The sequence below is a fragment of the Streptomyces sp. BB1-1-1 genome (assembly GCF_031597775.1).
Lineage (GTDB): Bacteria > Actinomycetota > Actinomycetes > Streptomycetales > Streptomycetaceae > Streptomyces > Streptomyces thinghirensis.
The window spans coordinates 4,855,460-4,869,247 of sequence record NZ_CP134203.1; the positions used below are offsets into that span (position 1 = coordinate 4,855,460).

The following is a 13,788-nucleotide window of genomic DNA, read 5'->3' on the forward strand; positions in this document are numbered from 1 at the left end:
GGACTCAGATGCCGCCCATCGGCTCGATGTCCACCCGGACCGGCGTGCCCCACACCCGCAGCACCTCGTAGTCCGTGAACTCGTGGACGAGCCGGTACGCCATGGCGGCGCGGGGCGCGCGCAGTTGGGCCGCGATGTACAGCTCGGCCTCGCGGCGGTCGCGGCGCGGGGTGCCGCACAGCTGCCACGCCTGGCCGTTCCACAGCTCGGGCAGCCAGCGCTGCTGGGGCTGCGGCCGCTCGCCGCGCATCCCGTACCGGGACTGGACCGGCTCGGTGTGCCGGGCGGGGAGCGGGCCGCCGTTGTACTCGGTGCGGCGGGCGGTGCGGCGGCGGGTCTCGCACAGCAGGCACAGGTCGGGGGCGGCCTTGTCGACCGGGCCGTTCGGGTGTTCCGGGCAGCGGGTGCTGGGGGCCGTCGTGGAGACGCTCTCCTCCAGCTGGTCCATCGCGCGCTTGAGGTCCGCGCGGACCTCGTGCAGCTTGGCGTCCGGCGTGTCGGCGGTCAGGGCCTCGCCGTGCTCACCGAGGAGACGCAGGGCGCGGCCCAGGGCGGTCAGCTGGGCGTGGTTCATGTTCCCCAGAGTCGCACACGGTGCGGGCGGTGCCGTCGCCCAAGCCGAAGAAGTACGTCGTCGCGAAGCCGACCACGTATCCGGTGAGCAGCCCGCCGCCGTACACCCCCGCCGTCGCCGCCCAGCCTCCGCCGCCCGCGAGGAGCGGGAACAGTGCCCAGCCCGACGGGCCGATCGCCGTCGCCCCGACGCCGGTGCCGAGCATCGCGAACAGACCGACGAAGGCGCCGCCCGCCGCCCCGCCCACGCAGGCGGTGAGGAAGGGGCGGCCGAGGGGGAGGGAGACGCCGTAGATCAGGGGTTCGCCGACGCCGAGCAGGCCGGCCGGGAGCGCCGATCTGATCGTCGTACGGAGGGTGGTGTCGTGGCGCAGACGGACGTAGACCGCCGCTGCCGCGCCGACCTGGCCGGCGCCCGCCATGGCCAGGATGGGGAGCAGGACGGTGTGGCCCTGCTGCTCGATGAGGGTGGTGTGGATGGGGATGAGGGCCTGGTGGAGGCCCAGCATCACCAGGGGGAGGAAGAGGCCGCCGAGGATCAGACCGGCCAGGGCGCCCGTCGTCGTCAGGAGCCAGTCGGCCGCCGTGCCGATGGCGGTGGCGACCTCGCCGGCCGCGTACATGAGGACGTAGAGGGTGACCAGGCCGGAGACGAGGACCGTCAGGGTCGGGGTGAGCAGGACGTCCAGGGTGCCGGGGAGGCGGGCGCGGCACCACTTCTCGACCTGGCACCCCAGCAGTGCCGCCGCCAGTGCGCCCAGGACGCCGCCCTGGCCGGGGGCGAGCGCGGCGCCGAACGCGGTCACCTTCGCCACGCCCGGGTAGACGACGACGGCGGCGACCGCGCCGCCCAGCACGGGCGTACCGCCGAACTCCTTCGCCGTGTTGTGGCCGACGAACACCGCGATCAGCGCCATGAAGGCGGAGGAGAGGGCGGCCAGGGCGGGCGTGACGCCGGGGAGCCATCCCAGGTTCGTCAGCAGGCCCGCGATGCCCGCGACGATCCCGCAGCCGATCAGGGCCGGGATGAGCGGGACGAAGATGTTCGCGACCCGGCGCAGGGCCGTCTTGAGCGGGGTCGCGTTGCGCTCCTTCTGCCGTGCCTTCAGTTCGACGCCGCGCAGGGCGAGGGCGTCCGCCGTGCCGCCCCCACCGTCCACCGGGACGGCGGGAGCGTCCGCCGCGCCGACCGGAGTGTCCGCCGCGCCGCCCCCGTCGGCCGCCAGCAGCGCCTCGAACGCCTCCGTCACCCGGCCGACCACCCCGGGCCCCAGCACTACCTGGTACGAGTCGCCGTCCTCCACCACCCCGAGCACGCCGGGCAGCGCGCGCAGCGCCGCGTCCGCCACCCGGGTGCGGTCGGCCAGGCCCAGGCGCAGGCGGGTCATGCAGTGGGCGACGGAGGTGACGTTCGCGGCGCCGCCGACCAGGGGGAGCAGCGCGGCGGCAGTGGAGTGGGGGGTGTCCTTGTGCACTCCCCGAGCGTGCGGTCAGCCCTTCGCCGCCGCCAGCGCGGCGCGCAGGTGGCCGCCGGAGTCCTCCAGAAGGCGGGCGGCCGTCGGGCCGTCCACATCGGCCAGCAGGGTCAGGATCGCGTGCTTGACCTCGCCGCCGGTGGCGGTCAGCGCGCGCTCGATCTCGTCGTCGGCGGCACCGGTGGCGAGCGCGACGATGCGGCGCGAGCGGGCGCGCAGCTTCTCGTTGGAGGCGCGGACGTCCACCATCAGGTTCCCGTACGTCTTGCCGAGGCGGATCATCGTGATCGTCGACAGCATGTTCAGGACCAGCTTCTGCGCCGTACCGGCCTTCAGGCGGGTGGAGCCGGTGATCAGCTCGGGACCGGTGACGACCTCGATGCCGTGCTCGGCGGCGGCGGCCAGGGCGCTGCCGCTGTTGCACGCCAGCCCGACGGTCAGGGCCCCCCGCGCGCGGGCGTGCTCGACGGCGCCGATGGCGTACGGCGTGCGGCCGGAGGCGGAGACGCCGACCACCGCGTCGTCCGCGGTCAGGCCGAGGGCGTCCAGGTCGGTGCGGGCCAGCTCGGCGGAGTCCTCGGCGCCCTCGACGGAGGTGACCATGGCGTCCGGGCCGCCCGCGATGAGTCCGACGACCTGCCCCGGGGAGGTGTTGAAGGTGGGCGGGCATTCGGAGGCGTCCAGCACGCCGAGGCGGCCGGCCGTACCGGCGCCCGCGTAGACCAGCCGTCCGCCGCGCGCCATCCGGGCGGCCACGGCTTCGATGGCGGCGGCGATCTCCGGCAACCGCGCGGCGACTGCGGCGGCGACGGTGGCGTCCTCACCGTTCATCGTCCGCGCGATGTCGAGGGTGGCCAGCTGATCGATCTCGGCCAGCTCGGGCCGGAACGCCTCGGTGGCGAGGGTCTCCAGCTGGGAGCGAAGATCGGGGTGATGGGGGGTTGCAGTCATCAGGAAACGGCTCTTTCCAACGTCGGTCTCTGTATTACCCCAGGGGCGCGGGGAACTGCGCGACCAGCCACAACGAACCCGCAGCCGCCCACGACGATCAACCCCTACGGTCTCCCGCGCGACCCATGCCGATGCGCCAACGCCTCGTACGACGCGGCCAGCGCCGGCGCCGCCGCCTCATACGTCCGCTGCGCCACCCCCACGAACAGACAGTCCACCACCAGCAGCTGACTCGTCCGCGACGACATCGCCGCCGGCCGCAGCTCGCTCTCCCGCGACGTGGACGTGGTCAGCACGTGGTCGGCGTACTGCGTGACGGGACTGTCGGGCCGGCCGGTGACGGCGACGGTCGTCGCGCCCCGTTCGAAGGCGGCCCGCAGCGGCTCGATCACGTCCCCGGTCGAACCGGAGTGCGTGATCGCGATGGCGACGTCCCCGGCCCGCAACTGCACCGCGTTGGTGACGGCGAGGTGGGGATCGCCGGGCGCGTGGGCTATCAGCCCTATGCGCAGCAGCTTCTGGGTGAGGTCCTGGGCGACCAGCCCGGACGCGCCGATGCCGTACACGTCGGTGCGGCGGGCGGCGGCCAGTGCGGCGACGGCCGCGCCCAGCTGGACGGTGTCCAGGGCGGCGGCGGTGTCGGCGAGGGTCTGCTGCTCGTCGTAGGCGAGCTTGGCGACGACGTCGGCGATCGGGTCGTCGACCGCGATGTCGGTCGTGATGGCGGGCGCGCGGCCGGACTGCTGCTGGGCGGCGAGTCCGGCGAGCGCGAGGCGCAGGTCGCGGTAGCCGGGGTAGCCGAGCAGCCGGGCGGTGCGCACCACGGTGGCCTCGCTGGTGCCGGTCAGCTCGGCGAGGCCGGTGACCGTGAGGGCCGCGCAGCCGGCGGGGTCGCCCGCGACGGCCTCGGCGACCCGCTGCATGGAACGGGTCATCGACGGCGCCAGCGTGCGCACCTTGGCCGCGAGGGCGGCGGGCGCGGGCGGCGCGCCGCCGCTTCCGGCGACGGCGCCCCGGCGGCCACCGGTCGTACCGGTCGCACTGCTGCCGCCGCCCGCGCTGCCGAAAGTTTCCTTCACTTCATCGGTCACTCATGAAAGATATTTTCGTTTCGGTCCGCGGGTCAAGAGTGCGCACAATGGGTGCATGGACCCCATCAGCCCCCTGGAGCAGGCGCTGCACGCCGCGCGCGCCCTCGTGCTCGCCGACCTGGTGGCCGGACAGGTCGCCGAGCCGGACGTCGTGTCGCTGGTCGAGGAGTCCGTCGTGCAGCGGCGCTGGTGGGTCGAGCAGTGGCCGGAGGGCGTGGAGTTCGTGGCCGGGCTGGTCGCGCAGGACGTGCAGGACGCCCTGCTGGAGCGGTACGGCCGCTGGCCGCTGTGCCCGGTGTGCGGCTCGGGCGACCCGCACGCGCTGGACGTCGAGCCCGAACTCGGCCCCGACCCGCACTGGGTGTGCGGCAAGGCGGGCGTCAAGGTCGCGGCGGTCGGCTCACTGGGCTCGGCCATCGGCGGCCCGCGGACGTGACGAGGACGACCCGGTGACCGTCTACATCGACCCGCCGACCTGGCCGGGCCACGGCCGTATGTGGTCGCACCTCGTCAGCGACGTCTCCTACGCCGAGCTGCACACGTTCGCCGAGGCCCTGGGCGTGCCGCGCCGCGCCTTCGAACGCGACCACTACGACATCCCCGCCCAGCGGTACGCCGAGGTCGTCTCCGCCGGTGCGCTGGAGGTCAGCAGCCGCGAGGTGGTGCGGCTGCTGCACGGGGCGGGGCTGCGGCGCAGAAAGAGCGGGACTCAGCCGCGCGGGCCGCGCAGCTCGTAGGCGAGTTGCTCCTCGTCCCCGGCGACCCGGGTGAAACCGGCGCGGACGATCACTGCCTGGGAGGCGAGGTTGGCGTGCTCGGTCGTCGCGAACACCGACGTCACCTCCTCGCGGGCCAGCGCCCACGCGGACAGCGCCCGCAGGGCCTCGGTGGCGTAGCCGTGGCCGCGGGCGGCCTCGGCGAGGTCGTAGCCGATCTCCACCCGGCCGTCCTCGTCCGGCGCCCCGTGGAAGCCCATGCCGCCGACCGCGCGCCCGTCCTGGCGGCGCACGAGTACGAACACGCCCCACTCCGGCCGGTGCACACCCGCCTCGTACGCCTTCAGCAGCATTCCGGCGGCGTCCCGCGTGCCCTGGAAAGGACCGCTCTCGACCCACTCGAAGCCCCCGCCGCCGCCCGCGGCCAGGTCGGTGGCGGCGGCGGGCGTGACGCCCTGGAGGGTGAGGCGCTCGGCCTCGATCACCAGGTTGTTGCGCCAGCGCCACTCGGTGACCGGGGCGCGTCCGGGCAGTTCGCCGCGGCCGGTGGCCCACAGCAGGGTGCGCCAGGGGTCGGCGCCGGGCTGGACGTGCGGGAAGATGCGGGCGAGGACGTCCGCGCACAGTTCGGCGGGCGGCTCATAGGCCAGCCCGAGGCCCTCGGCGATGTCGTGCGTGTGCGCGAGGACCTCGGTGATCCCCATGGCGGCGAAGCCCCCGCGGTTGGCGCTGCGGAAGGGGTACGGGTGGAAGGCGCGGACCTCGTGCGGGGTGGTGCGGACGGTGGCGGCGAGCAGTGCGCCGGTCGTCTCGACGACGTGCAGGACGCCCTCGTTGTCCGTGCCGTCGTCGAGGGTGATCTCGAAGGGGACGTAGGCCTCGGTGGCGCGTCCGGCGAGCTGGCCCGCGTAGGCGATGAGGTCGCTCGCGATGTGCTCCGCCGTGTACCGGCAGCTCCACTCCAGCCGCCCGGCCGGGAGCGCCGCCCAGTCCCGGTCCGTCGCCGTCCGCAGCAGCGCGACGGCGCCCGCCACGGCCTCTTCCACCTGTTCCCCGCCCATGCTCCGCATGCCGGGCAGGCTACGGTGCCGGGCTGTCCCCGAGCGACAGCATTTCCAGCTCCCCGGTGAGGTTGTAACGGGCGGTCGCCTCCCACTCGCGTCGGCCGTGCGGGGTGTGGAACAGCCGGGGGAGGCCGAGGAGTTGGCGGAGGACGGCGGCCCGGCCCGCGCGGAAGGCGTCGTCCGGGACGAAGTGGTACTCCTGCCGTACGGCCGCCGTGTACGCGGCGTACGCCGACGGCGCCGAGGCGAGAATCGCCAGGTCCGCGTCGCACAGCACCTGCCCGTCCCGGTCGTCGCCGGCCGGGGCGTGGGTGACGGTGAGGCGGACCAGCCGGGCCACCTCGGCGGTCTTCTTCGCCGGGACGCCGGCCTCGGGCAGGGCGCGCTCGGCGAGGCGGGCCGAGCGCTCCTCGTTCTCGGAGCGCTCGGGAAGGTAGACGGCGTCGTGGAACCAGGCGGCGAGGCGCACCACGTCCGGGTCGTCGGCGTACTCCTCCAGTACGTCGATGTGGTCCAGGACCGCCGCCAGGTGCGCGAGCGTGTGGTAGCGCCGCTGGGGCTCCTGCCAGCGGGCGAGCAGGTTGTCGGCGTACGGCGCCGGGTCGGGACGGCCGGAACCGGGCGCGGCGGCTCGGTCCAGAGCGCGGGCGAAACGGGAGCGCAGGGCGTCGAGGTCGGCCATGGGCTCATTGTTCCAGCGGGTGTGCCTCTCGCTCGGGTGATAACTTCTCACTGAATCTGGAAGCTGTAGTGGCGCAGGCGCGCAGCGGGCACCGAGAGGTTGCGGACCATGACGGACACGCGCACGAAGACCCCGCGCGAGCGCTACCGCACCCAGGTGCGCGCGGAGATCAAGGAACACGCGTGGGAGCAGATCGCCACGGCGGGCGCGTCCGCGCTCTCGCTCAACGCGATCGCCAAGCGGATGGGCATGAGCGGCCCCGCCCTCTACCGGTACTTCGCCGGCCGCGACGAGCTGATCACCGAACTCGTCCGGGACGCCTACCGGAGCCTCGCCGATACCTTCCGGGCGGCCGCCGGGGCCGGTGCCGACCTGGCCGGACTGGCGCACGCCCTGCGCGCGTGGGCCCTCGACGACCCCCACCGCTACTTCCTCGTCTTCGGCACCCCCGTCCCGGGCTACCGCGCGCCCGACGACGTCACCGGGATCGCCGCCGAGACCATGGCGGTCATCCTCGACGCCTGCGCCGCGCTGCCCTCGGACCGCCCCACGACACCGTTCGACACGCACATCGAGGGCCACCGGCAGTGGGCGGACGGCCATCCCGCCCCGCCCGCCGCCGTCCACCGCGCGCTGACCGTCTGGACCCGGCTGCACGGCGTCCTGTCCCTGGAACTCGCGGGCCACTTCACCGGCATGGGGTTCGACCCCGCCCTGCTCTACGCCGCCGAACTGGACGACCTGCTCGAACGCTGACCGGGAGCCGCACCGGGCCCTACCGTGGAGCCCATGACGACTCCTGCTGACGTGAACGACGTACGCGACCCCGAGGTGCCCGGGCGGCTGCTGGCCGTCGAGCGCGACGAACTGGTGCCGCTGCTGCGGTCCCGGGCGGACCGGGACTTCGCGCTGCCGGTGGCCGCGTGTCCGGGCTGGACCGTGCGGGACGTGCTGGCGCACTGCTCCAGCGCGCTGATCCGGGTGGTGGAAAGGCGCTACGAGGACGGTGTCTTCTCACCCGCCTCCAACGACCGCGACATCGCCGAACGCGCCGACTGGACGAACGCCCGGATCCTCGACGAACTGGAGCGCGGCATGACCGAGGCCGGTCCGCTGATCGGCCGCGCGGGCGGTGTCCTGGACGCGATCGCGCTGGGCGAGTGGGTGCACGCGGGTGATGTGCGGGTGGCCCTCGGCGAGCCGGGTGCGTACGGGGGGCCCGGCCTGCCGGACGCGCTCGCGCTGCTCGGCACGCTCACCCGCGACCGCGGTCACGTGCCGCTGCACGCCGACCTCGACGACGTGGACGAGCCGCTGAAGCTGGGCGAGGTGAGTGGTGAGCGGCCGCCGGGACGGTTCATCGGGGACGCCGCCACCCTCGTACGGCTGTACGCGGGGCGGCCCGTGGACGACGCGGCCGGGTACGAGCTGGCCGGGGTGGAGGCGGCGGAGCTGAACCTCTTCGGCGACTGAGCGGGGATGAGTGGGAGCCCTGGCCGGCTGTCTGGGCGTAGTCTTGGATTGGACTAGACCTGTAGCAGGCCGACGAATGGGGTCCCATGAGCAAGCGTGCAGTCCTGGAGGTGATCGCCCTCGACGTCGAGGACGCGGTCGCCGCCCAGGCCGGAGGCGCGGATCGCCTCGAACTGGTCACCGACATGGCGGCCGACGGACTCACCCCGTCGGCCGCGACCGTCGCCGCGATCCGCGCCGCCGTCGACATCGACGTACGGGTGATGCTGCGGCTCGCGGACGGGTTCGCCGCCGGGGACGTCGAGCGGCTGGCACGGGTCGCAGCGGAGATGCGGGAGGCCGGGGCCGCGCAGTTCGTGCTCGGGTTCCTCGACGCGGACGGTGACGTGGACCTGGGCGCGGTGGAGCGGGTCGCGGGCGTGCTGGACGGGTGCCGGTGGACGTTCCACCGCGCGATCGACCGCGCCTCGAACCGGGACGCCCTGCGCAAGCAGCTCGCGGACTTCCCGGGCCTGGACACGTATCTGACGGCCGGGGCGGCCGGCGGGGTGGACGACGGGCTGCCGCTGCTGCTCGCCGAGGCGCGACGGCGGGGCGAGCCCGGGTACGAGCAGCAGCTGCTGGTCGGCGGCGGCCTGCGGCTGGACCACGTACCCGGGCTGCTGGACGCGGGGATCGACGGCTTCCACATCGGCGGCGCGGCGAGGCCCTCCGGGTGGGACGGGCCGGTGTCGGCGGCGGCGGTGGGGGAGTGGCGGCGGGTACTGGGGTCGTAGCGGCGCGCCCGCGTAGCCGCGTGCCCGCGTGACCGCGCGCCCGCGTAGCCGCGTGCCCGCGTGACCGCGCGCCCGCGTAGCCGCGTGCCCGCGTAACCGCGGGCAATCGTGCCGCCTGGGGCGGCACGGGTGGGCGCGGCGGCACCCGGTCAGCGCCGGGCCGCGTCACCCACCCCTCAGCGGCGCCGGACACCGCCCGACGGACCACGGTGTTGCGGCGCCGCGCCGACCCGCGTCGCCGCTCGCAGGGGGTGGGCACGCAGCCCGGCGTTCGCGGGGTGCCGCTGCGCCCACCCGTGCCGCCCCAGCGGCACGACTGCCCGCAGCTGCGGCGGCTGCCCGCAGCCGCGCCCATGGCTGCCCGCAGCTCAGGTCAGCTGCGCCGGCAGCCCCGCCCCGTGCGTCACGATCAGCCCCGACACCGCGCGGGTCAGCGCCACGTACAGCCGACGCAGCCCCGTCCGTTCGTCCGGTTCGCCGTCGACCACGGCCCGCGGCTCGTCCAGGACCACGTAGTCGTACTCCAGGCCCTTGGCCAGCGACGCCGGGACCAGGGTCAGGCGGGTGGCGTGGGTCGTCTCCTCGCCCGGCCCGATGAAGCCGACCCCCGCCGCCCCGAGGGCGTCGGCCAGCTCCGGCACCCGCGCGTCGGCGGCGATCAGGCCGACCGAGCCCTCGCGTTCCAGCAGCTCGCGGCACGCGGACACCACGTCCGCCGCCCCGGCCGCGGTCGTACGGATGTCGAAGAAGCCCGGGTTCTCACGGATCGACGCCACCGGCGTCAGGCCCGGCGCGATGTCCGGCAGCAGCCGGGACGCGTACGCGATGACGTCCGTCGGCACGCGGAAGCCGGCCGTCAGCTCCTCGACCACGGCCTCGTCCTTGCCCAGGTGGGCCAGCGCCTCCGCCCAGCTGCGGGTCGCCCACGGCGTGGTGCCCTGCGCCAGGTCGCCGAGGACGGTCGCCGAGCCGGTGGTGCAGCGCCGGCCCACCGCGCGGTACTGCATCGGGGAGAGATCCTGCGCCTCGTCGAGGACCACGTGCCCGAGGGAGTGCGTGCGCTCGATCAGATCCATGGCCTCGTCGATCAGCACGGCGTCGGCGGGTGACCACCTGGCCGACTTCACCGAGCGGGCCGGCTTCACCCACAGCAGTGCCTTCCGCTCGTCCTCGGTGAGGACGCCCTCGGCGTGCTCGGCGAGGAAGTCCGCGTCCGAGAGGAGGCGGAGGACGAGTTTCGCGGGCTCGACCTGCGGCCAGACGGTCTTCACCACCGCCTTCACGGCGGCGTTGCGCGCGACCGCGTTCTGCACCCGGTCGTCCGGCGCCTCACCGGCCCGCTCCATCTGCACCAGCACGGCGTGCGCGATGCGCTGGGGAAGGGCCTCGCGGGCGGCGCCGTAGCGGATGTCGCGGGCGAGCAGCTCGCGGACGATCTCCTCCACCTCGTACGCGGCCACCCGCCAGCGGCGTGAGCCGCGCACCACGACCACGCCCTCGGTGGGCATGGTGACGTGCGAGTAGAGGGCCCTGCGCAGGACCTCCGCCATCCGCGCGTCGCCCTTGATCACCGCCGCCGTCGTCTCGTCCGTCCCGCATACCTCGACGTGCGCCACCAGGTCGTCGACGGTGGCCTGGCGGACCGTCAGCTCACCGAGGGCCGGGAGGACCTGCTCGATGTAGTGCAGGAAGGACTTGTTGGGCCCGATGACCAGAGTCCCGGTCCGGGCGAGGCGCTCGCGGTGGGCGTACAGGAGGTAGGCGACCCGGTGCAGGCCGACCGCCGTCTTCCCGGTACCGGGGCCGCCCTGCACACAGACCGAACCGGTCAGCCCGGCGCGCACGATCTCGTCCTGCTCGGGCTGGATGGTCGCCACGATGTCGCGCATCGGGCCGACGCGGGGCCGCTCGATCTCCTGCTGGAGCAGCTTGCTGGTGACCGCCGCCTCGGCCGGGTCGGACAGGTGCTCGTCCTCGTAGGCCGTGAGGTCCCCGCCGGTGTATCCGAAGCGGCGGCGCAGCGAGATGTCCAGCGGGTCCTTCTTCGACGCGCGGTAGAACGGCTGCGAGACCGGCGCCCGCCAGTCGATCACCATCGGGTCGCCGTCCGCGTCGTGCACGTGCCGCCGCCCGACATGCAGTGTCTGATAAGCAGCCTCCGGCTGCGGGCGCTCCCCCTCCCCGCCCTCCGCCCGCTCGGCGCCCGGAGCGTGCAGGTAGTCGAGCCGGCCGAAGAACAGCGGGGTCTCGCTGAGGTCGGCCAGGGCCTTGATGCGCTGCTCGATCTGGCTCTCCAGGACGGCGGCGTTGACCCAGTTCGCGGTGACGTCGGTGATGTCCAGGGACTCGACGTCCTCCCGCATGGCGCGCAGCGCGGAACGGGAGTCGGCCAGGTGGGAGCGCTCTTTCGAGAGGGGATCGTCGTGCACGGGCGTGGACAAGGGGGTGCCTCCGGGTGACCTGCGGCGTGGTGGGCGCGGGCTGCGCGCGGTGGGCCGACCGGTTTCCGTCCGGACGGCGGCGCTCCGTGGGGAGGCGGGCAAGAGCGGAGAGTCTAGGGGAGCGGGCACGGCGCGGGCCAACGGGTTTTCCGACCCCTAGGGGTCGGCGCCCTCCGGGCTGAGGGGACGGCTCCACCCGGAGGCGTACGGGGCGGGGGAGGGGGTTCGGTCCATGGACCGATGCCGGTCCGGGGCCCACGGTCGCACCATGGAGACATGAGCGCAGCAACCATCTCCCCCGTCCCGGCACCGGGCCGCGCGTCCGGTGCCACGCCCGTGGCCGGCAGCCACCGGCACCGGCTCGGTGACGCCCTGCGTGTCGTCAGGGTGTTCGCGGGCGCCGCCTTCGACGTGGTCGTGCTCGGCGAGTACGGCGAGGAGGCCGGCGTCCGCCGCCGCTGACGCCCGCGTCCCCCGCCGCGCCGACTGAGGACCGACGCGTCAGCCCTACTCGGGCAGCAGAATGTCCGCGTCGTCGAAGATCCGGAGCATCACCAGCAGCAGACGGCCCCGCGAGACCATGTACTCGGCGACGATCTGAGAGGTGAGCCTGATTTCACGGTCCTGGTCACCCAGCCCTATCGGCCGCGACACCTCGGTGTAGGGATCACGAGCCAGTATCCCGACGGCCTTGTCGAGCGCGGCCCTGCGCACGGGGTCCAGGCGGTCGCGGTCACGGGCCGCCGATTCCGTGTACAGCACCTCGTAAACGTCCTCGTGAGGCATGGCGCTCTCCCTTGCCGTGTCTGCACTGCGCCTTGAGCGTATCGGTCTCGAAGTCTTGACGCCCTTGAGTCTTGAAGCGGACCTTGGGCACCGTCCGCTCAGCTCTCCGCCAGCACCTCGTCCGCGTCCATGATCCGGTACGCGTAGCCCTGCTCCGCCAGGAAGCGCTGGCGGTGGGCCGCGAAGTCCTGGTCGAGCGTGTCGCGGGCGACGACCGAGTAGAAGTGCGCCTGGTGGCCGTCGGCCTTCGGGCGCAGCACCCGGCCGAGGCGCTGGGCCTCCTCCTGCCGGGACCCGAAGGTGCCCGACACCTGGATGGCGACCGTCGCCTCCGGCAGGTCGATGGAGAAGTTCGCGACCTTGGAGACGACGAGGACGCTGATCTCGCCCTGGCGGAAGGACTCGAAGAGCTTCTCCCGCTGGGCGTTGGACGTCTCGCCCTTGATGACCGGCGCGCCCAGGTGCTCGCCCAGTTCGTCGAGCTGGTCGATGTACTGGCCGATGACGAGGATCTGCTGCCCGGCGAAGCGCCGCACGAGCGCCTCGGTCACCTTCCGCTTGGTCGCGGTCGTCGCGCAGAAGCGGTACTTCTCCTCCGTCTCGGCGGTGGCGTACGCGAGGCGCTCGGAGTCGGTGAGGTTGACCCGGACCTCCACGCAGTCGGCGGGCGCGATGTAGCCCTGCGCCTCGATCTCCTTCCACGGCGCGTCGAAACGCTTCGGGCCGATGAGGGAGAACACGTCGGACTCGCGGCCGTCCTCGCGGACGAGCGTCGCGGTCAGGCCGAGCCGCCGCCGCGCCTGGAGGTCGGCGGTGAACTTGAAGACCGGCGCGGGCAGCAGGTGCACCTCGTCGTAGACGACCAGCCCCCAGTCCCGGGAGTCGAACAGCTCCAGGTGCGGGTAGACGCCCTTCCGCTTGGTCGTCAGCACCTGGTAGGTGGCGATGGTGACGGGCCGGATCTCCTTCTTCGTCCCGCTGTACTCGCCGATCTCGTCCTCGGTCAGGCTCGTGCGCTTCACCAGCTCGTGCTTCCACTGCCGGGCGGAGACGGTGTTGGTGACCAGGATCAGCGTCGTCGACTTGGCCTGCGCCATCGAACCCGCCCCGACCAGCGTCTTGCCCGCGCCGCAGGGGAGCACGACGACGCCGCTGCCGCCGTGCCAGAAGTTCTCCACCGCCTGCTTCTGGTACGGCCGCAGCGCCCACCCGTCCTCGGCCAGCTCGATCGGGTGCGCCTCGCCGTCGACGTACCCGGCGAGGTCCTCGGCGGGCCAGCCCAGCTTCAGCAGCGTCTGCTTGATCTGCCCGCGCTCGGAGGGGTGCACGGCCACCGTGTCGGGGTCGATGCGGTTGCCGACCAGCGGCGCGATCCGCTTCGACTTCAGGACCTCCTCCAGCACCGGCCGGTCGGTGGTCGTCAGGACCAGCCCGTGCGCCGGGTGCTTGGAGAGGGTGAGGCGGCCGTAGCGGTCCATCGTCTCGGCGATGTCGACGAGCAGCGCGTGCGGCACCGGGTAGCGGCTGTACTCGACGAGGGCGTCCACGACCTGCTCGGCGTCGTGGCCCGCCGCCCGCGCGTTCCACAGGCCCAGCGGGGTCACCCGGTAGGTGTGGATGTGCTCCGGGGCCCGCTCCAGCTCGGCGAACGGCGCGATGGCCCGTCGGCACTCGCCGGCCCGCTCGTGGTCGACCTCGAGGAGCAGCGTCTTGTCGGACTGGACGATCAGCGGACCATTCACGGGCGGCACCCTTTCGCG

General features: G+C 73.7%; 15 protein-coding genes. 6 read left to right on the forward strand and 9 right to left on the reverse strand.

The annotated features are described in order from the left end of the window. Positions 1–4 precede the first annotated feature (4 nt). The 4 genes from RI578_RS22350 to RI578_RS22365 all read right to left on the reverse strand — a co-directional run bounded on the left by RI578_RS22350 (position 5) and on the right by RI578_RS22365 (position 4,090). Positions 5–574, reverse strand: coding sequence for a hypothetical protein (locus RI578_RS22350; RefSeq protein ID WP_121747673.1), 570 nt, complete (start codon positions 572–574; stop codon positions 5–7). After that, complete coding sequence (locus tag RI578_RS22355; protein WP_310872713.1) at positions 522–2,048, reverse strand: PTS transporter subunit EIIC; 1,527 nt, start codon at positions 2,046–2,048, stop codon at positions 522–524. Before RI578_RS22355 ends, RI578_RS22350 begins: the two co-directional genes overlap by 53 nt. A gap of 15 nt (positions 2,049–2,063) precedes the next feature. Beyond that, positions 2,064–2,999, reverse strand: a complete 936-nt coding sequence (gene murQ, locus RI578_RS22360; RefSeq protein WP_310872714.1) for an N-acetylmuramic acid 6-phosphate etherase — start codon at positions 2,997–2,999, stop codon at positions 2,064–2,066. Between the two features lie 104 nt (positions 3,000–3,103). Next, positions 3,104–4,090, reverse strand: a complete 987-nt coding sequence (locus RI578_RS22365; protein ID WP_310872715.1) for a MurR/RpiR family transcriptional regulator — start codon at positions 4,088–4,090, stop codon at positions 3,104–3,106. 55 nt (positions 4,091–4,145) lie between these two features. On the opposite strand from RI578_RS22365, the gene RI578_RS22370 reads away from it, so the two are divergent. Both RI578_RS22370 and RI578_RS22375 read left to right on the forward strand, forming a co-directional pair. After that, positions 4,146–4,526 carry a hypothetical protein gene (locus RI578_RS22370; RefSeq protein WP_310872716.1) on the forward strand — a complete coding sequence of 127 codons (381 nt, stop codon included), beginning with the start codon at positions 4,146–4,148 and terminating at the stop codon, positions 4,524–4,526. Between the two features lie 13 nt (positions 4,527–4,539). Beyond that, positions 4,540–4,827: a DUF4031 domain-containing protein gene (locus RI578_RS22375; RefSeq protein WP_310872717.1), complete on the forward strand. Its 288-nt coding sequence runs from the start codon at positions 4,540–4,542 to the stop codon at positions 4,825–4,827. On the opposite strand, the gene RI578_RS22380 is transcribed toward RI578_RS22375, so the two are convergent. Together RI578_RS22380 and RI578_RS22385 are read right to left on the reverse strand one after the other, a co-directional pair. Continuing rightward, positions 4,800–5,876, reverse strand: a complete 1,077-nt coding sequence (locus RI578_RS22380; protein ID WP_310872718.1) for a GNAT family N-acetyltransferase — start codon at positions 5,874–5,876, stop codon at positions 4,800–4,802. The genes RI578_RS22375 and RI578_RS22380 overlap by 28 nt on opposite strands. A gap of 10 nt (positions 5,877–5,886) precedes the next feature. Then, entirely contained in the window at positions 5,887–6,552 is a 666-nt protein-coding gene (locus tag RI578_RS22385) for a hypothetical protein (RefSeq protein WP_310872719.1), read from the reverse strand. A gap of 108 nt (positions 6,553–6,660) precedes the next feature. Here RI578_RS22385 and RI578_RS22390 point away from each other — a divergent pair, with 108 nt between their 5' ends. The 3 genes from RI578_RS22390 to RI578_RS22400 all read left to right on the forward strand — a co-directional run bounded on the left by RI578_RS22390 (position 6,661) and on the right by RI578_RS22400 (position 8,801). Continuing rightward, positions 6,661–7,308 (forward strand): TetR/AcrR family transcriptional regulator, encoded by a 648-nt coding sequence (locus RI578_RS22390; protein WP_310872720.1) that lies wholly within the window; start codon positions 6,661–6,663, stop codon positions 7,306–7,308. A gap of 33 nt (positions 7,309–7,341) precedes the next feature. After that, the gene (locus RI578_RS22395; protein WP_310872721.1) at positions 7,342–8,025 is read left to right on the forward strand and encodes a maleylpyruvate isomerase family mycothiol-dependent enzyme; all 684 of its coding nucleotides are present in this window, start codon (positions 7,342–7,344) and stop codon (positions 8,023–8,025) included. Positions 8,026–8,111: 86 nt separating this feature from the next. Then, on the forward strand, positions 8,112–8,801 hold the full coding sequence (locus RI578_RS22400; protein WP_310872722.1) for a copper homeostasis protein CutC: 690 nt from the start codon (positions 8,112–8,114) through the stop codon (positions 8,799–8,801). Between the two features lie 368 nt (positions 8,802–9,169). On the opposite strand, the gene RI578_RS22405 is transcribed toward RI578_RS22400, so the two are convergent. After that, entirely contained in the window at positions 9,170–11,242 is a 2,073-nt protein-coding gene (locus tag RI578_RS22405) for a UvrD-helicase domain-containing protein (protein ID WP_310872723.1), read from the reverse strand. 276 nt (positions 11,243–11,518) lie between these two features. Between RI578_RS22405 and RI578_RS22410 the strand changes: the two genes are divergently transcribed. Then, entirely contained in the window at positions 11,519–11,704 is a 186-nt protein-coding gene (locus RI578_RS22410; RefSeq protein ID WP_310872724.1) for a hypothetical protein, read from the forward strand. 45 nt (positions 11,705–11,749) lie between these two features. On the opposite strand, the gene RI578_RS22415 is transcribed toward RI578_RS22410, so the two are convergent. Continuing rightward, the gene (locus RI578_RS22415) at positions 11,750–12,028 is read right to left on the reverse strand and encodes a hypothetical protein (RefSeq protein WP_310872725.1); all 279 of its coding nucleotides are present in this window, start codon (positions 12,026–12,028) and stop codon (positions 11,750–11,752) included. 98 nt (positions 12,029–12,126) lie between these two features. Next, the gene (locus RI578_RS22420) at positions 12,127–13,770 is read right to left on the reverse strand and encodes a DNA repair helicase XPB (protein WP_310872726.1); all 1,644 of its coding nucleotides are present in this window, start codon (positions 13,768–13,770) and stop codon (positions 12,127–12,129) included. Positions 13,771–13,788 lie beyond the last annotated feature (18 nt).